We start from the raw sequence: 17,207 nt of genomic DNA, 5'->3' as shown, positions 1-17,207 counted from the left end.
CAGTACGACGTACGGTAGCCGAACAACTGCCATATATCACCAAATACGGACAACACGCACTTGCCACTTCCGGGTCAATGCGGGTAGGCGTAGAAGGACACACCCGAACCGGCCCGGCTTTGGAGGCGCCGCTCACCGCAGCAGCCGTATTGGCTCCGGCAGCCATATGCCGAGAACGATGGAGGACACCATGTCACCCCGGCTCGACGAATCGCGTACCGAACATCCTCGGGAGACCGCCTCGTCGGCTACCTCGCCAGAGCAGGTAGACACCGCGCCGCCCGCTGACGCCGAGGCTTCCATGACGGAAGACCCGATGACCGTCGGCACCTTCGAGGGCCTGCCTGACATCCCGCCGTACGACGAGGTGGGACCTGTTGACGCGAGGGCCCTGTCCAAGACCCTCTTCCAGCGCCTCGAATCGCTTGAGGAAGGGACCCACGAATACGCGTACGTCCGCAATACGCTGGTCGAGCTCAATCTCGCGCTCGTGAAGTTCGCCGCCTCCCGGTTCCGCTCCCGCAGCGAGCCAATGGAGGACATCGTCCAGGTAGGCACCATCGGCCTGATCAAGGCCATCGATCGCTTCGAGCTCAGCCGTGGTGTTGAGTTCCCCACTTTCGCGATGCCCACCATCGTCGGCGAGATCAAGCGTTTCTTCCGCGACACCAGCTGGTCGGTACGCGTTCCGCGCCGCCTTCAGGAGTTGCGGCTCGACCTGGCGAAGGCCGGCGACGAACTCGCGCAGAAGCTGGACCGCGCGCCCACCGTGAGCGAACTCGCCACGCGACTCAGCATCTCGAACGACGAGGTCATCGAGGGCATGGCCGCGAGCAACGCGTACACCGCGAGCTCGCTGGACGCCCAGCCGGAAGAGGACGACACCGAGGGCGCGCTGGCCGACCGTATCGGCTATGAGGACCACGGCCTCGAAGGCATCGAGTACGTCGAGTCCTTGAAGCCGCTCATCGCTGAACTTCCGCCGCGGGACCGCAAGATTCTCTCCTTGCGCTTTGTGGCGAATATGACGCAGTCGGAAATCGGTGAGGAACTGGGCATCTCCCAGATGCACGTCTCGCGCCTGCTGTCGCGCACCCTCACCAAGCTCCGCAAGGGGCTGATGCTGGAGGAGTAGGCGGGTGAGCGCGGGTGAGCGCCCTCTCGGCGCGGACTCGCACTCATCGGAGCAGGGCCCGCCCCGTACGCGTTGCGCACACGCGTTACGGGACGGGCCCTGCTCCTTTTGCCGCCTCGGCCCGGGGACCGGGGCGGCACAGGCACGTCGCGGCCCCGGAAGACCCGCAGCAGCGCCCTGGGGCGGCTCGCGCGGGTTTTCCGCGCAAGGACCGCGATCGCCCCTCCCGAGGACTGGAGAGCGGCATCAGAGTGCGTCGAGCGCCCCGTGGGCGCCAGCTGGGTCGGGTGGGGCATCGGCGGGGCGCCGCGCGAGCGCTGTGGGGCGCGCTACGGAGCGTACGAGTGCGCCTGCGCCGGGGGAGTACGTCGAGCGCCGTACCTACGCCGTAGCGCCGTGTTGACGAGCGCACGGGGCGTGCGCAGCTTCGCGCGCTCCCGGAAGGGCGGCCGAGAGAACCGACGCGGCCCCGCCACCGGCACTGCGTTCGTCACATGACGCGGCCTGCACGCGGTGCGCTCGGAAGATGCATAAGCGCCTTGCAGGCTTATGCCACTCAGTGGCACTATCTCGCTGTCGGCGGGTTCCCGCAGCGTTTCTCCGCTGCCCCTGGTCGGCTGTTTTCCCTGATCGTCTGTTCCTCCGCGAGAGAAGCGAGTCAGCCATGCGCGCACTGGTGATCGACCACAACGCCCCGGGCCACCTGCGGCTGGCGGAGGTCGCCGATCCCGACCCCGGCCCCGCACAGGCCCTGGTCCGCGTGGAGGCGTTCTCCCTCAACGGGGGCGAGGTGGAGTTCGTCGTCCCCGGCGGGGAAGCGGGCACGGTCCCCGGCTGGGACGCGGCGGGCACCGTCGTACGAGCGGCCGCCGACGGGACGGGCCCCGCCGAGGGCACCCGGGTGGTCACCCTCGCGGCCGCCGGGGCCTGGGCCGAACTCCGGGCCGTTGACACCGACTCGATCGGCACGGTGCCGCCCGGCGTCGACCTCGGCGCGGCCAGCACGCTGCCCGTCGCGGCGGGCTCGGCACTACGCGGGCTGCGCCGGATCGGCCCGATCGTGGGCAGCCGCATCCTGGTGACGGGCGCGGGCGGGGGTGTGGGGCGGTACGCGGTGCAACTCGCCGCGAGGGGCGGGGCACATGTCATCGCCACCACGAGCGATCCCGCGAAGGAGAGCGCCCTGCGCGCCCTGGGCGCGGCCGAGGTCGTGGTGACAGCCGGGACGGCGGCGACGGACGCGGGGACGGGCACGGGCACAGGGACGGGGACGCTGCCGGGCGCGGAGACGGCGGGTATCGGCGGCGGCCTGGTGCCGACCGGGCCCGTACGCGGCGTGATCGACCTCGTCGGCGGTGACCAGCTCGTCGCCGCCTTCGGCGCCTTGGCCCCGCACGGCACCCTGATCACCATGGGCCACTCGGCGGGAACCGGCGAGACCTTCGCGTTCGGCGCGCTCTTCGGCGACAGCGGCCGCCACAACCGCTCGCTCACCACGTTCTTCCTGCTGGAGGACATGGAGGGGATCGGAGCCGACCTGACCTGGCTCGCCTCCCTCATCGGCACCGGCGACCTCGACCCGCAGGTCGCCTGGCGCGGCGACTGGACACGCGTCGAGGAGGCGTCCAAGGCGCTGTCGGATCGTCAGGTCCCGGGGAAGGCCGTGCTGGAGCTGTCGTAGTCGGCGCGCCGCACGCGCGCCCCGCTGGGCCCCGGCGCCCGGGCCGCCGGCATCCGGAACGCGGCCTCCGGGACGACTTCGGTGATCTGTGCGGGCGCGCGCGTACGGGCGTGCGCGCGGAGGCACCGGCCTCCCGTGACGGCTCAGGCGGGGCGCGCGCCGTCAGCGGCCGCCGCGTCGAGCAGCGCTTCGGCCGCCTGTCTGGCCTGGCGGGCGGGTTCGGCGGAACCGGAGATGGCCGCCGTGGTGATCGCCCCCTCGGCGAGCAGAGCGAGGTGGTCGGCCAGCCGGTCCGGGGCGTCAGCGGCGGCCACCAACTCGGCGAGATACCGGCGTACCGCTTCCTTGTGACCGCGGGCAGCCTCGGCCACCGCCTCAGAGGTGCCGCCCAGTTCGCCGAAGCAGTTGATGAAGGCGCAACCCCGGAAGCCTGGTTCGCTGAACCACAGATGCAGCCAGTCGAAGACGGCGAGCACGCGCTCGCGGGGCGAGGGCCGCGCGTCGGCGTAGCGCGTCAGCGCGGCGCGCCACGCGCGGTCCCGCTGCGCGAGGAACTCGGCGACCAATCGCTCCTTGCCAGGAAAGAGCTGGTAGAGGCGCTTGAGGGGGACACCGGCAGCCGTGCGTATGGCGTCCATGCCGACCGCCTGGACACCGCGTTCGTAGAACAGCTCCTCCGCCGCTTCGAGCACCCGCGCTCTCGCCGTCGGCTCGTCCATGGCGCTCCCCGTCCCGTTCGGCATTCCCACTCCTCCACTCCACGCGTCCACTCCCCTGGGTCACCCGGCTTCTCGCGCGACCACGGCTTGCCCGGCCCGACCGGCACCACCGGTCTCACTGGACCTATCGCTCACACCGACCCCCCTGGTCCCACCGATCCCACCGATCGCCGATCGCCGATCAGAACCTGCCTGATCTCCGCTCGCCCGGTCGCGACTTGCGCGGAGAACGACCGTTCTCCTACCGTACCCGCAAGACCAGAGAACGTACGTTCTCTGGTTCGTGTCCCGGATGAGGAGACCGCCATGTCACAGCGCCCGCCCCTGCCTCCGTTCACGGAGGAGACCGCACGGCTCAAGGTCCAGGCGGCCGAGGACGCCTGGAACTCCAGGGACCCCGAGCGCGTGGCGCTCGCGTACACCGAGGACTCCGAATGGCGAAACCGCGATACGTTCCTGCGCGGCCGCCACGAGATCCGGGCCTTTCTGCGCGCCAAGTGGAACCGTGAGCTGGAGTACCGCCTGCGCAAGGAGTTGTGGGCCTACACCGGCAACCGGATCTCGGTCCGCTTCGAGTACGAGTGGCACGACACCGCGCAGCAGTGGTGGCGCAGCTACGGCAACGAGCAGTGGGAGTTCGACGCGGACGGGCTGATGCGGCGGCGGTACGCGAGCATCAACGACCTGCCGATCGAGGAGAGCCAGCGCCGCATCGAGGCATGACCGACCGGCGGCGGCGACCGGTGATGGGCCGGTGACCGACCGGTGGTGGCGGCCGGTGATGAGCCGGTGGCGGCGGACCCGCGCCTGGGCCGCCCGGGTCGCGCCCGGCCGGGTCCGGTCCCCGTGAGCGGGGCGGGCCCGGGCGAACGGGGCGGTCAGGCGTGGGTCATCCGCCACAGCGAGGTGACCTCCGCGGCACGGGCCGCGTGCAGGGGGTCGTCCTCATCGGAGGCCCGGCCATGCCTCGGCCGCATGTCGAGCCGGTCCAGCACGCGCAGCCCGGCCGCGTCGATGGCGGCGAGCAACTCGTCACGGGTGCGCAGGCCGAGGTGTTCGGCGAGGTCGGACAGGATCAACCAGCCCTCGCCGCCGTCCGGTTCCAGGTGTGTGGCAAGGCCGCCGAGGAACCCCCGCAGCATGCGGCTGTCCGGGTCGTACACCGCGTACTCGATGGGTGAGCTGGGCCGCGCGGGCACCCACGGCGGGTTGCACACCACGAGCGGCGCACGCCCCGGCGGGAAGAGGTCGGCCTCCACGACGTCCACCTGGGCGGCCACGCCCAGCCGGGCGGCGTTCTCCCGCGCGCACGCCAGCGCGCGCGGGTCCTGGTCGGTCGCCACAACGCGCCGCACTCCCCTGCGCGCCAGCAGCGCGGCCAGTACGCCGGTGCCCGTCCCGATGTCGAACGCCAGCTCGCGCGCCCGCTCGGGGAGCGGGGCCTCGGCCACCAGGTCCACATACTCGCCCCGCACCGGCGAGAACACTCCGTAGTACGGGTGGACGCGGTCGTCGCCGAGTGCCGGGATCTCCACGCCCTTACGGCGCCACTCGTGGCCGCCGATGAGGCCGAGCAGTTCCCGCAGCGAGATCACCGCGGTCTCACCGGCGCCGTCGGGGCCCCACGCCTCCAGACACGCGTCGTGCACCTCCGGCGCGCGGCGCAACGGAACGACATACCCCGCTTCGACCGGCACCAGCAGCATGCCGAGAATCCGGGCTCGCTGCGCCTGCGCCTTACGGTGCAGGTGGAACGCCTGGGCGGCGGCTGAGACGGGCGTACTCCCATCCTGGCCCGGCGACCCGGCGGACGCTGCGACGGCGCTCGTGGCGGGTGGCTGCGCGGCGGGCTTGCGGCGTGGGCGGCCACCGGTCCGCTTGCGGTCGATACGCCGGGCCATCGCCTGGAGCAGCTGACGCGCGTTCTGGTAGTCCCCGCGCCACAGCAGCGCTGTCCCCTCGCAGGCCAGCTTGTACGCGGCGTCCGCCGTCAGCCGGTCGTCAGCGACCGCCACCCGCTTGGGCGGCGGTGCCCCGCTCTCGGAACGCCAGCGCGCGCCGCGGGCCGCGTCGTCTTCGGTCCACTCGACGGCGGGTGGAGGAGGTGTGGCGGGCTGCGCTTCGGCTGACCGGTCGGGGTGGGGCGGCGGGGTGCGCATCAGTTCCAACTTCGCGGGGAGTGGCGGGCGAGCTGGGACCACGATCCCACGCGCGAACGCCATTCCGTGATCGCCGCCCAGCGCGGGCCGTCCAGTGCGGGGCGGCGTCCCGCCCAGGGCAGGCGCGGCAGGACAGGACCGCCGGTCCCCGGCCCGGACAGGGCGGCAGCCTTCGGGCAGGCGACAGCCTCCGGGCGGGGCGGCGGCCCACATCCCGTCCCTGGCTCGGCCCCGGTCCCAGTCCGGCCGCCCGCCTCCTCCGCGTTACGGGCCGACGCGCTTGCCCGACTGCCAGACGGCGGTGACCAGCGGGACGCCGGGGCGGTAGGCGAGATGGACGTGGGAGGGCGCGTCCAGCAGAGCGATATCGGCGCGCGCGCCCGGCGTGAGACGGCCGATGTCATCGCGGCGCAGGGCGCGCGCGCCACCCGCCGTGGCCGACCAGATCGCCTCGTCCGGCGTCATCCTCATGTCGCGCACGGCCAGCGCGATACAGAACGGCATGGAGCTGGTGAAGGACGACCCGGGATTGCAGTCGGTGGACAGCGCGACGGTCGCGCCCGCGTCGAGCAGGCGGCGGGCGTCGGGCCACTCGGCGCGGGTGGAGAACTCGGCGCCCGGCAGCAGCGTCGCGACCGTGCCGCTGTGCGCGAGGGCGTCGATGTCCTCGGTGGTGAGGTGCGTGCAGTGGTCGGCTGAGGCCGCGTCCAGCTCCACGGCGAGCTGGACACCGGGGCCGTAGGAGAGCTGGTTGGCGTGGATGCGCGGCGTCAGACCGCGTTGCTTGCCCGCGCTGAGGATGGCGCGCGCCTGGTCACCGTCGAAGGCGCCCTTCTCGCAGAAGACGTCGATCCACCGGGCGTACGGCGCGCAGGCTTCGAGCATGGGCCCGGTGACGATCTCCACGTAGGCGGCGGGGTCGTCGGCGAGTTCGGGGGCGACGATGTGCGCGCCGAGGAAGGTGGTCTCGCTGGTGTGCGCGGCCGCGATGCGCAGGGCACGGGCCTCGTCGTGCGGTGTGAGGCCGTAGCCGGACTTCGTTTCGAGGGTGGTGGTGCCCTGGCGCGCCGCCTCGCGGAGGTAGCGGAGGAGGTTGGCCTCAAGCTCCTTGTCGGTGGCGGCGCGGGTGGCGGCCACTGTGGTGCGGATGCCGCCCGCTGTGTACGGCTCGCCCGACATCCGGGCGTTGAACTCGGCGGTGCGGTCGCCGCCGAAGACGAGGTGGGAGTGAGAGTCGACGAAGCCCGGGATCGCGGCCTGGCCGCCCGCGTCGAGGTGATTGTCAGAGGCGGGTGCTTTCCTGGATTCACCGACCCAGACGACGCGGTCACCGTCGATGACGACGGCCGCGTCCTGGATCAGACCGAGCACGCCCGCGCCGAGGGAGGGGTCGTTGGTGACCAGGCTGCCGATGTTGGTGATGGCTGTGCTGCCGCTGTCTGCGGCGCTGGTGGCCTCGCTGGGGCCGGGGGCGTGGCGTGGGCTCTGGCTGGCGGGGGATGTCATCGCGGGGGTGTTCTCCTTCAGCCGAGGACGGCTGCGATGGACTGGGCAAGGGCGGCGGGAACGTCCGGAAGCAGAGTGTGTCTTCCCTCTTGGACGATGTGACGGCCTCCGACGATGGTGTGCCGGATATCCGCGTTGGAGGCCGCGAATATGGCGGTCTCCGCGCCCAGCGACGGTGGCGGGCCCGCGGTGCGCACCGAGTCCAGGGTGATCGTGGTGAAGTCGGCCAGGGCGCCGGGCTGAATGCGGCCCGCGTCGTGCCAGCCGAGTGCGGCGTGACCGTCGGCGGTCGCCGCGCGCAGCAGCTCGGCCGCTGTCCAGTGACCCCGGGCGCGGGTGCGGAGCCGCTCGTCGAGTTCCATGGCGCGGGCTTCTTCGAGGATGTCGATGACGGCGTGGCTGTCGCTGCCCAGGGACAGGGGGGAGCCCGCGCGCTGGAGGGCGACGGCGGGGCCGATGCCGTCGGCGAGGTCGCGTTCGGTGGTGGGACACATACAGACGCCGGTGCCGGTGCCGCCCAGCAGGGCGATGTCCTCGGTGGTGAGGTGCGTGGCGTGTACGGCGGTCACGCGCGGACCGAGCGCGCCATGGTCGGCGAGCAGTTGGGTGGGCGTGCGGCCGTGGGCGGCCTGGCAGGCGTCGTTCTCGGCGGTCTGCTCGGAGAGGTGGACGTGGAGGGGCGCGGCACGGTCGGCGGCCCAGCGCGCGACCGTGGCCAGCTCATCGGCGGGCACGGCGCGTACGGAATGGATGGCGGCACCGATCCGGGCGTGCGGCGACGCCTGGAGCGCCGTGGCCCGCTCGGCCCAGGCGTCGGCGGTGCCGTCGCTGAAGCGGAGTTGAGGCCGGGCCGGGGGCTTGCCGAAACCCGAGGAAAGGTAGGCGGTATCGAGGAGTGTGATGCGGATGCCCACTTCCGCGGCCGCCGCGATCAGGGCCTCGCCCATGGCGTTGGGGTTCTGGTAGCGGGTGCCGCCAGGGCCGTGGTGCACGTAGTGGAACTCGCCGACGCTGGTGATCCCGGCCAGGGCCATCTCGGCGTACGCGGCGCGTGCGAGGGCGAAGTAGCTGTCCGGGGTGAGCCGTTCGGCCACGCCGTACATCACCTCGCGCCACGTCCAGAACGAGTCCGGCGCCCGGTCGCCATACGACGCGCCGCCGCCCGGCCCCGTGCCGGCGGCTGAGGCGGTGGGTGACGTGCCACTGGCAGGGCTGGCGGTGGCTGAGGTGCTGGTGGTTGGGGTGGTGCTGGTTGAGGTGGTGGGCGTGACCGCCGGGCGGGCCGTTTCCGGTGCTGGGGCGGCGGCGCGCCGGCCGGGGCGGTCGGTCGTCACTCGCGGTGGGGAGACCTGGGCCGCTCCGCGCAGGGCGCGGTGGAAGGCGTGGCTGTGCGCGTTCGCCAGTCCGGGGATGGTGAGGCCGCGCAGCGGCACGGCTCCCGGCGGGGGCGTGCCCACTCCCCGCCGGACGGCGGAGACACGGCCGTCGGTCACCTCGATCACCACGCCCGCCGCGACGCCCGCCGTCATGCCCGTCGCAACGTCTGTCGTGGTGCCGGAGTCCGTGCCGGTCGCGGCAGGGGGCGCGACGCCTGGCGCGGTCGGCGCCATGGCTCCCGCCGTGCCACCCGGCCCGGTGGCGGCCGCCCCGGGCGTCGCCGTCGGGTCCGCTGCCAGCCAGGCGTACTCCGCCCAGTACGTCACGCGCACGCCAAGCCCTCCAGTACGTCAGCGAGTGCCATGACCCCGGCGACGCAGTCGTCCTCGCCCGCCGACTCGGCCGGGGAGTGGGAGACGCCGGTGGGGTTCCGTACGAACAGCATGGCGGTCGGTACAGAACCGGACAGGATGCCCGCGTCGTGTCCGGCGCCCGTTCCGAGGACCGGGATGCCGCCACCGAGGAGGCGGCCGAGTTCGTCGCGAAGGGCGTGTTCGAACTCCACGACGGGCGTGAACGATTCGCGCGTGACGCGCACGTCCACGCCGTCGCGCTCGCCGCGCTCCCGCGCCGCCCGCTCGATCTCCGCGACGACGGTGTCCAGCGTCTGCTGGTCAGCGGCGCGGGAGTCCAGCCAGCCCCGGACGAGGGACGGGATGGCGTTGACGCCGTTCGGTTCGACGCTGACCTTCCCGAAGGTGGCCAGCGCCCCGGCGAGCTTGGCCTTCTTGCGGGCGGCGAGCACGGTGTTGGCGTAGGTGAGCATCGGGTCGCGGCGGTCCTCGACGCGGGTCGTCCCGGCGTGGTTGGCCTCGCCGTGGAAGTCGAACCGCCAGCGACCGTGCGGCCAGATCGCGGAAGCGATGCCGACCGGGTCGCCGGAGAGGTCGAGGGCGCGTCCCTGTTCCACGTGCAGTTCCACGAAGGCACCGATACGGGCGAGGCGTTCGGGGTCGGGCCCGATCGCCTCCGGATCGTGCCCGGCCCGCTCCATGGCCTGCGGCAGGGTGGTGCCGTCGGCGTCACGCAACTTGTGCGCCGCCTCGGCGGTGAGCTGCCCGGCGGCCAGCCGGGAACCCACGCAGGCGAGGCCGAAGCGGGCGCCCTCCTCGTCACCGAAGTTGACGATCGCCACCGGCTTGATGAGCTCCGTTCCCCTCCCACGGAGCTCATCAAGCGCGGCGAACGAGGAGACGACGCCGAGCGGCCCGTCGAAGGCCCCGCCGTCCGGCACGGAGTCCAGGTGCGAGCCGGTGACGATGGCCTCCCCGGCCGCCACCTCCCGGTACCCGGCCGCCCCCAGCCACGCCCACTGGTTGCCGTTGCGGTCCTGCTCGTAGGCGAGTCCCCGGGACTCTGCCTGCGTACGGAACCAGGCGCGGCAGTCGGTGTCGGCGCTGGTCCAGGCGTACCGGCGATAGCCGCCCGTAGCCGCCTCCCTGCCGATGGGCAGCAGGTCCCGCCACATCTCATGGAAGGACGTGGCACCTGCGGCAGCGGCGGGACGCCCGGAGTCGGCGGCGGAGCCGACGCAGGTGGTGGTGCTGCCGGAGGCAGCACCGTTTCCCTTCCCGGCCCCGGTGCCGTTCCCGGTCCCAGTCCCGTTCCCGGCCCCGGCCCCGACGCCGTTCCCGTTCGCAGCCCCGGTGCCGTTTCCGGTTTCGGCGCCGTTTCCGGTTTCGGTGCCGCGAACTGAGTTGCCGTCCGGGGCGGTCACGCGTCGCCCTCGCGCATGGGGACGCGGACGCCCCGTTCCCGGGCCACCTCGTCGGCGATGTCGTATCCGGCGTCCACGTGCCGGATCACGCCCATCCCTGGGTCGTTGGTCAGTACGCGGCGGATCTTCTCCCCGGCGAGCGCCGTGCCGTCGGCGACGGTGACCTGGCCCGCGTGGATGGAGCGGCCCATCCCGACGCCCCCGCCGTGGTGCAGGGACACCCAGGACGCGCCCGAGGCGACGTTGACCATGGCGTTCAGCAAAGGCCAGTCGGCGATGGCGTCGGAGCCGTCGAGCATGGCCTCGGTCTCGCGGTACGGGGAGGCGACGGAACCGCAGTCGAGGTGGTCGCGGCCGATGGCGAGCGGGGCCTGGAGCGTGCCGTCGGCGACCATGTCGTTGAAGCGCTCGCCCGCGCGTTCACGTTCCCCGTAGCCGAGCCAGCAGATGCGGGCGGGCAGCCCCTGGAAGTGCACCCGCTCCCCCGCGAGCTTGATCCAGCGGGCCAGCGACTCGTTCTCCGGGAAGAGGTCGAGCATGGCCTTGTCGGTGGCGGCGATGTCCTTCGGGTCTCCGGACAGGGCCGCCCAGCGGAACGGGCCCTTGCCCTCGCAGAAGAGCGGCCTGATGTACGCGGGGACGAAGCCGGGGAAATCGAACGCCCGCGAGTATCCGGCGAGCTGGGCCTCGCCCCGGATCGAGTTGCCGTAGTCGAAGACCTCGGCCCCCGCGTCCTGGAAGCCGACCATCGCCTCGACGTGCTTGGCCATCGACTCGCGGGCCCGGGTGGTGAAGTCGGCGGGCTTCTCGGCCGCGTACGTGGCCATCTCGTCGAAGTCGATGCCGAGCGGGAGGTAGGCCAGCGGGTCGTGGGCGCTGGTCTGGTCGGTGACGATGTCGATCGGGGCGTTCGCGGCGAGCAGTCGCGGCAGCAGGTCGGCGGCGTTGCCGAGGACGCCGATGGACAGCGGCTTGCGCTGGTCCCGGGCCTCGACGGCGAGTGCGAGGGCGTGGTCGAGACTGTCGGCCTTGACGTCGAGGAAGCGGTGTTCGATGCGGCGCTCGATGGCGCGCGGGTCGCAGTCGATACAGATGGCGACGCCGTCGTTCATGGTGACGGCGAGGGGCTGGGCGCCGCCCATGCCGCCGAGCCCGGCGGTGAGGGTGATGGTCCCGGCAAGGGTGCCGTTGAACTTCTTCGCGGCTACGGCGGCGAACGTCTCGTACGTGCCCTGGAGGATGCCCTGGGTGCCGATGTAGATCCACGAACCGGCGGTCATCTGCCCGTACATGGTCAGGCCCAGCTGCTCAAGGCGGCGGAACTCCTCCCAGTTGGCCCAGTCACCGACGAGGTTGGAGTTGGCGATGAGGACCCGGGGGGCCCACTCGTGGGTCTGCATCACACCGACGGGACGGCCGGACTGGACGAGCATCGTCTCGTCCTGCTTCAGGGTCCGCAGCGTACGGACCATGGCGTCGAAGGACCGCCAGTCGCGGGCCGCCTTGCCCGTGCCGCCGTAGACGACGAGCTTGTCCGGATGCTCGGCGACCTCCGGGTCAAGGTTGTTCTGCAGCATCCGGAGGGCGGCTTCCTGCTGCCATCCCAGCGCGCTCAGTTCCGTGCCGCGCGGTGCTCGTACGGGTCGCGGTCCCGACATGGGTGCTGCCTCCCTGGCCTTGACTGGATTAGTTCATTCACATAGTCCAGGGATGAATACTCGTAGTCAACAGACGGAGGGAGCGCGTCGCCGGGAAGGGCCCGGACTGCCGCAAAGCCCCGGGTCCGCCTCGTAGCAGCCGACATCCTTGAATGATGTAGTGCTGTCATGACCTCCCCAGAGACGGGCCAAGGGCAGCCGGACGATGGCGACGGCGAAACGGTGCACCGAGACCGCACGACGGACTCGGTCTCAAACGCCGACGCGAACTCGGTCTCAAACGCCGACGCGGACTCGGACGCGGACGCGCCACGCCGCACGAAGGCACCCGCCAACGCCGACCCCCTTACGGATGTCGACGCCGCGCCCGGTACGGACATCAGCGCCAATACCGTCGCAGATACCGGCACAGATGCCGTCACAGGCACCGGTGCGGATACCGGCACAGGCACCGGTGCGGATATCCACACCGAAATCACCGGCATCTCCACGAGCACCGATGTCGGCAGCACGGTGGACGCCGTGGCGCGCCGCCACCGAGCAGTGCGGGCCGCCGTGGAGCAGGGCCTCATCGGACCGGAAACACCCGTGATCGGCTTGCTCGACGTGGCCGCTATCCGGGCGGCCGCGGCCGAGCTGCGGACGGCCTTCGCCGAGGTCACAGCGCCGGGCACCCCCGTTCTGCACGCCTTCGCCGTCAAGGCCGCCCCCTTGGCGCCCGTGCTGCGGCTGCTCGCAGACGAGGGCTTGGGCTGCGAGGTCGCCAGCCCCGGCGAGCTCGCTCTGGCCCAGAAGGCGGGCGTCGAACCGGCGCGTATGGTGCTGGACTCGCCCGCCAAGACCGTCGCCGAGCTGCGTCAGGCGCTGGCCCTCGGCATCGCCGTCAACGCCGACAACCAGCAGGAGCTGTCCCGCCTCGATGGACTCGTGCGGGCCGCGCCGACCGCTTCCCCGCTGGGGCTGCGCGTCAATCCGCAGGTGGGCGGCGGCGCCATCGACGCGTTGAGCACGGCGACGACGACCTCCAAGTTCGGTGTGCCGCTGGTTGACGACGGGCCCGGCGGAGGCTCACCCGCCGAGGTCCGGGCCCGGCTCGTACGCTCCGTACTCGACCGGCCGTGGCTGTCCCGGCTGCACGCCCATGTGGGCTCCCAGGGCGTGCCGCTGGAGCTGATGGCGCAGGGCGTCGCCGAGGTCTACGAACTGGCCGAGGAGATCAACCAGGCCGGCGGCCGACGGCGGATCACCAGCCTGGACCTGGGCGGCGGGCTGCCCGTCAACTTCACCTCGGACGCGGTCACGCCCACCTTCCACGAGTACGCGCGGGTGCTCCAAGCCACCGTTCCCGGGCTGTTCGACGGGCGGTACGGGCTGGTCACCGAGTTCGGGCGGGCGCTCCTGGCCAAGGCGGGGACGGTCCTCGCGCACGTGGAGTACGCGAAGTCCGCGGGCGGCCGCCGCATCGCCGTCACGCACGCGGGGGCGCAACTCGCCACCCGTACCGTCTTCGCCCCCGAGTCGTGGCCGATCCGGGTGGCGGCATACGACGCGTGGGGACGGCCGAAGCGCGGCGAACCCGTCGTCCAGGACGTCGCGGGACCTTGCTGTTTCGCTGGTGACCTGGTCGCCAGGAACCGGGCACTGCCGCCGCTTGACGCGGGCGACGTGGCCGCGCTGCTCGACACCGGCGCGTACTACTTCTCCAACCACTTCGCGTACAACAGCCTGCCCCGGCCCGCCGTTTACGGCTTCGTGGCAACGGCCGGTGGCGTGCGCTTCGCAACGGTTCGCGCATCACAGACGGTGGAGGAGATCGTCGCCGAGAGCGGAGGCGCACTCGCCGAAGCGCTCACCAGCCTCTGACGTCGCACGCGGCGGACGGAAGAGAAGGCGGACGGAAGAGAGGGCGTGCCGGTGAGAAAGGGACATCGACGGACCCCGTCCGGGGTGCGGCGCGACCGGAGCGGGTAACCGTTGTCCATGCGGACGCCACAGCCTCCCGGCGCGTCATCAGCCCCTGACCCGTCCGCCGGAGACGGCGCTCCGGCCGGTGGTGACACCGGTGACGGTGCTGGTGACGGCCCCGGTGACGGCGCCGGTGGCACGCCGCTCAAGCGGGTCATCGGGCCGAGGCTGCTGATCCTGTTCGTCATCGGCGACATCCTCGGCACCGGCATCTACGCGGCGACCGGCAAGGTGGCGGGCAAGGTCGGCGGCGCACTCTGGCTGCCGTTCCTGATCGGCTTCCTCGTCGCCATCCTCAGCGCCGCCTCGTACGTCGAACTCGTCGGCAAGTACCCGAAGGCGGCGGGTGCGGCGCTCTACGTCCAGAAGGCGTTCAAGGTCCCCTTCCTGACCTTCATCATCGCCTTCATGGTGATGTGCTCCGGTCTGGCGTCGGCGAGCGCGGCGGCCCGCGCGTTCGGTGGTGACTACCTGGCGGAGTTCGTCGATCTGCCGCCGAAGCTCGTCGCCGTCGTGTTCGTCGTCGCCCTCGCCGCGCTCAACCTGCGCGGGGTGTCCGAGTCGGTGAAGACGAACGTCGTGCTGACGCTGGTCGAGGTGAGCGGCTTGCTGCTCATCATCGCCATCGGCGTGTACGCCGTCCTCACCGGCGACGGCGAGCCGGGCCGCCTCACCGAGTTCCACACCGACGGCTCCGGGTTCGCCCTGCTCACCGGGGTGCTGGGAGCGACGGCGCTGGGCTTCTTCGCCTTCCTCGGGTTCGAGGACTCGGTCAACATGGCCGAGGAGGTCAAGGACCCCGGCCGCACCTTCCCGCGCGCGATCTTCATCGGTGTGGGGGTCACCGGGACGATCTACGTCCTGGTCGCCATCGTCACCTCGCTCCTGGTCGACTACCGGACGCTCGGCGCCTCGTCAGGGCCCCTGCTTGAGGTCGTCAAGGCGGGCTGGGCCGACTTCCCGCCCCGCCTGTTCGCCCTGATCGCGCTGTTCGCCGTCACCAACTCCGCGCTGATCAACCTGATGATGGCCTCGCGGCTCTGCTACGGGATGGCCAACGAGCGCATCCTGCCGCGCGCCATGGGCCGCCTGCTGCCACGCCGCCGTACGCCGGTCACCGGGGTGGTCTTCACCTCCGTACTGACCATCGGGCTCGCCACCACAGGCGAGATCGCGGGCCTCGGCGACACCGCCGCGTTGCTGTTGCTGTGCGTCTTCGCGCTGGTCAACGTGGCCGTACTGGTGCTGCGCAAACGCCCAGTCGCGCACCGGCACTTCCGCGCCCCCACGGCTCTGCCCGTGCTCGGCGCGCTCTGCGCCCTCACCCTCGCCAGCCCGCTCGCCGACCGCCCCGCGGACGTCTATATCCGCGCCGGGGTGCTCATCGCCATCGGTGTCGCGCTGTGGGCGGTGAACAAGCTGGCGCTACGGGCTGCCACGCGGAAGGAAACCGGGCATGCGTAAGGAAACCGCGCGTAAGGAGCCCCGGTCAGGCCCGGCGGCCTGAGCCGACCGGGCCTACGACCCACCGACGCGTACCAGTCGGCACAACCGCGGGGCCGCCTACGGAACCGGCCTGGTCCCGATGTCAGCCCAGCGGGACCGCCTACGGAACCGGTCTGGTCCCGATGACGACCGTGGCGTCCAGCTCATCGCACGTGGCCACCCGCGGGATGAGCCCGTTCTCGGCGACGGTGGCGACGGTCTGGCGCGCCTGTCGCTCGCTCGTCTCGATCAGCAGGTGACCACCCGGGGCGAGCCACCATGCCGCCGCTGCCGCCACCCGCCGCTGTACGTCGAGGCCGTCCATGCCTCCGTCGAGCGCCACCAGCGGCTCGTGGTCGCGGGCCTCGGGCGGCAGCGTGCCGATCGCCTCGGTGGGTACGTAGGGCGCGTTGGCGACCAGGACATCGACGCGGCCGCGCAACGAGGTGGGCAGCGGCTCGTAGAGGTCGCCTTCGAACACCTCACCGCCACCAGCGGTCACATTGCGGCGGGCACAGCGCACCGCTGCGGCGTCGATGTCGGCGGCGTACAACCCGATGTGCTCCAGGGTCGCGAGGAGTGCCGCCCCCACCGCTCCCGAGCCGCAGCACAGGTCGACGACGACGGGCCGGGGTCGAACGAGGGTCTGACTCCGGCCGAAGCGGTCACCGGACCCCCGTCCCGCCCCCGCACCCGCAACACCGGCGGCCTGGGTGGCGGTGCCGGCCGCCTGCCGGATGAGGGCGGTGGACTGCTGGACGAGGAACTCGGTGCGGCGGCGGGGCACGAAGACCCCGGTGTCCACAGCGATGCGCAAGCCACAGAACTCCGCCCAGCCAAGAACGTGTTCGAGGGGCAGTCCGCCGACTCGCTCTTCCACCATGGAAGCCAGCTCGGTCGGCGTCCGCGCCGTGGAGGTGAGCAACTGCGCCTCGTCCTCAGCGAAGACACAACCGGCGGCACGAAGCGTGGTGATGATGGTGGAACGAGAGAGGGCTGGCGGGAAATTCGACATGGAAACCTTTCGGGAAGCCAATGGGGCTCCCTCGGTCACCTATGTCAGTGAGACCGCACGGCCGTGAGAGGGGAGCACCCGACCTGATACCGCGGTAATGGGTCCCACCTCCTCAGAAAGTCCACTGCTGAAGTCCGTAACAGTACCTGACGCAGGTCACCGCAGATATCCCCCGGTCGTCTCATCGGCACCCAGCCCGTCGGCCTTCAGCCGACCTCCGACCGGTTCCGATGCCGCCTCCCCTCCGCTTCCGTCGTCTCCGCTTCCGGCTCAACTTCCACGATCACCAGGATGCCCGTGCTCCCGGGCGTGACCCGGTGCGGCGTACGCGCCGGAACGACGAACAACTCGCCAGCCTGTACGAGTACGGGCTGGCCGGCCACCTCAAGGGCCAGCCTGCCGTCGAGTACGAGCAGCGCCTCCGGGATGTCGTGACTCTCCTCCACGACAGGCAGCTCGTTCATCCGCAGCACCTTCACGCACGCGGGGCCCACCCGGCCCAGCACCCGAGAGCTCCACGCCGTCGGCAGCGCGTCCGCCGCGCTCCGCAGCCCGACAACATCCCCCGCGTGCAGGGCGTCAGCCGCACCTGCCCCCGAGCCCATGCCCATGCCCACACTCGTGCCCCGAGTCCCCGCCGCGCTCGCGCTCGTCACACCGTTCATCTCCACCCCTGCCACCTGTCACTTGTCACGTATCAGCACCTGGCATCTGGCGGCTGCCTGACACC

Annotated in this window: 13 protein-coding genes; 5 read left to right on the top strand and 8 right to left on the bottom strand. The window is 71.7% G+C overall.

Going from position 1 to position 17,207, the window contains the following annotated elements:
* Nucleotides 1-178 precede the first annotated feature (178 nt).
* Complete coding sequence (locus AC5P1B_RS25110) at nucleotides 179-1,135, top strand: RNA polymerase sigma factor SigF (protein WP_493889869.1); 957 nt, start codon at nucleotides 179-181, stop codon at nucleotides 1,133-1,135.
* A gap of 664 nt (nucleotides 1,136-1,799) precedes the next feature.
* Nucleotides 1,800-2,816, top strand: coding sequence for a zinc-binding dehydrogenase (locus AC5P1B_RS25105; protein ID WP_493889867.1), 1,017 nt, complete (start codon nucleotides 1,800-1,802; stop codon nucleotides 2,814-2,816).
* A gap of 143 nt (nucleotides 2,817-2,959) precedes the next feature.
* Here the strand turns inward: AC5P1B_RS25105 and AC5P1B_RS25100 are convergent, their stop codons facing one another.
* Nucleotides 2,960-3,559: a TetR/AcrR family transcriptional regulator gene (locus AC5P1B_RS25100; RefSeq protein ID WP_493889866.1), complete on the bottom strand. Its 600-nt coding sequence runs from the start codon at nucleotides 3,557-3,559 to the stop codon at nucleotides 2,960-2,962.
* Nucleotides 3,560-3,841: 282 nt separating this feature from the next.
* Between AC5P1B_RS25100 and AC5P1B_RS25095 the strand changes: the two genes are divergently transcribed.
* On the top strand, nucleotides 3,842-4,258 hold the full coding sequence (locus AC5P1B_RS25095; protein ID WP_493889864.1) for a DUF1348 family protein: 417 nt from the start codon (nucleotides 3,842-3,844) through the stop codon (nucleotides 4,256-4,258).
* A 155-nt stretch (nucleotides 4,259-4,413) separates the two neighbouring features.
* Here the strand turns inward: AC5P1B_RS25095 and AC5P1B_RS25090 are convergent, their stop codons facing one another.
* From AC5P1B_RS25090 to hutU, 5 genes are all read right to left on the bottom strand, one after another.
* Nucleotides 4,414-5,694: a methyltransferase gene (locus AC5P1B_RS25090; protein WP_493889862.1), complete on the bottom strand. Its 1,281-nt coding sequence runs from the start codon at nucleotides 5,692-5,694 to the stop codon at nucleotides 4,414-4,416.
* A gap of 264 nt (nucleotides 5,695-5,958) precedes the next feature.
* On the bottom strand, nucleotides 5,959-7,200 hold the full coding sequence (gene hutI, locus AC5P1B_RS25085) for an imidazolonepropionase (protein WP_493889860.1): 1,242 nt from the start codon (nucleotides 7,198-7,200) through the stop codon (nucleotides 5,959-5,961).
* A gap of 17 nt (nucleotides 7,201-7,217) precedes the next feature.
* Nucleotides 7,218-8,729 (bottom strand): formimidoylglutamate deiminase, encoded by a 1,512-nt coding sequence (locus AC5P1B_RS25080; RefSeq protein WP_493889941.1) that lies wholly within the window; start codon nucleotides 8,727-8,729, stop codon nucleotides 7,218-7,220.
* A 170-nt stretch (nucleotides 8,730-8,899) separates the two neighbouring features.
* On the bottom strand, nucleotides 8,900-10,105 hold the full coding sequence (locus tag AC5P1B_RS25075; protein WP_493889940.1) for an allantoate amidohydrolase: 1,206 nt from the start codon (nucleotides 10,103-10,105) through the stop codon (nucleotides 8,900-8,902).
* A 245-nt stretch (nucleotides 10,106-10,350) separates the two neighbouring features.
* On the bottom strand, nucleotides 10,351-12,012 hold the full coding sequence (gene hutU, locus AC5P1B_RS25070) for a urocanate hydratase (RefSeq protein ID WP_493889859.1): 1,662 nt from the start codon (nucleotides 12,010-12,012) through the stop codon (nucleotides 10,351-10,353).
* Between the two features lie 474 nt (nucleotides 12,013-12,486).
* On the opposite strand from hutU, the gene AC5P1B_RS25065 reads away from it, so the two are divergent.
* The gene (locus AC5P1B_RS25065; RefSeq protein ID WP_493889938.1) at nucleotides 12,487-13,875 is read left to right on the top strand and encodes a type III PLP-dependent enzyme domain-containing protein; all 1,389 of its coding nucleotides are present in this window, start codon (nucleotides 12,487-12,489) and stop codon (nucleotides 13,873-13,875) included.
* 117 nt (nucleotides 13,876-13,992) lie between these two features.
* A complete protein-coding gene (locus tag AC5P1B_RS25060; RefSeq protein WP_493889857.1) occupies nucleotides 13,993-15,441 on the top strand; it encodes an APC family permease in 1,449 nt (482 codons plus the stop codon).
* Nucleotides 15,442-15,583: 142 nt separating this feature from the next.
* Here the strand turns inward: AC5P1B_RS25060 and AC5P1B_RS25055 are convergent, their stop codons facing one another.
* Entirely contained in the window at nucleotides 15,584-16,477 is an 894-nt protein-coding gene (locus AC5P1B_RS25055; RefSeq protein WP_493889856.1) for a putative protein N(5)-glutamine methyltransferase, read from the bottom strand.
* Between the two features lie 206 nt (nucleotides 16,478-16,683).
* Nucleotides 16,684-17,142 carry a cupin domain-containing protein gene (locus tag AC5P1B_RS25050; RefSeq protein WP_493889854.1) on the bottom strand — a complete coding sequence of 153 codons (459 nt, stop codon included), beginning with the start codon at nucleotides 17,140-17,142 and terminating at the stop codon, nucleotides 16,684-16,686.
* Nucleotides 17,143-17,207: the final 65 nt, after the last annotated feature.

The sequence above is a fragment of the Streptomyces sp. A01 genome, from assembly GCF_059026195.1.
Note: the sequence above shows the minus strand (reverse complement) of the source record. Positions and strands in the feature narration are given on the sequence as shown.

Coding starts and splice junctions, on each gene's coding strand:
- AC5P1B_RS25110 (WP_493889869.1), top strand. CDS start 179: ATGGAGGACACCATGTCACCCCGGCTCGACGAATCGCGTACCGAACAT.
- AC5P1B_RS25105 (WP_493889867.1), top strand. CDS start 1,800: ATGCGCGCACTGGTGATCGACCACAACGCCCCGGGCCACCTGCGGCTG.
- AC5P1B_RS25100 (WP_493889866.1), bottom strand. CDS start 3,559: ATGCCGAACGGGACGGGGAGCGCCATGGACGAGCCGACGGCGAGAGCG.
- AC5P1B_RS25095 (WP_493889864.1), top strand. CDS start 3,842: ATGTCACAGCGCCCGCCCCTGCCTCCGTTCACGGAGGAGACCGCACGG.
- AC5P1B_RS25090 (WP_493889862.1), bottom strand. CDS start 5,694: ATGCGCACCCCGCCGCCCCACCCCGACCGGTCAGCCGAAGCGCAGCCC.
- hutI (WP_493889860.1), bottom strand. CDS start 7,200: ATGACATCCCCCGCCAGCCAGAGCCCACGCCACGCCCCCGGCCCCAGC.
- AC5P1B_RS25080 (WP_493889941.1), bottom strand. CDS start 8,729: ATGACGGCGGGCGTCGCGGCGGGCGTGGTGATCGAGGTGACCGACGGC.
- AC5P1B_RS25075 (WP_493889940.1), bottom strand. CDS start 10,105: ATGTGGCGGGACCTGCTGCCCATCGGCAGGGAGGCGGCTACGGGCGGC.
- hutU (WP_493889859.1), bottom strand. CDS start 12,012: ATGTCGGGACCGCGACCCGTACGAGCACCGCGCGGCACGGAACTGAGC.
- AC5P1B_RS25060 (WP_493889857.1), top strand. CDS start 13,993: ATGCGGACGCCACAGCCTCCCGGCGCGTCATCAGCCCCTGACCCGTCC.
- AC5P1B_RS25055 (WP_493889856.1), bottom strand. CDS start 16,477: ATGTCGAATTTCCCGCCAGCCCTCTCTCGTTCCACCATCATCACCACG.
- AC5P1B_RS25050 (WP_493889854.1), bottom strand. CDS start 17,142: ATGAACGGTGTGACGAGCGCGAGCGCGGCGGGGACTCGGGGCACGAGT.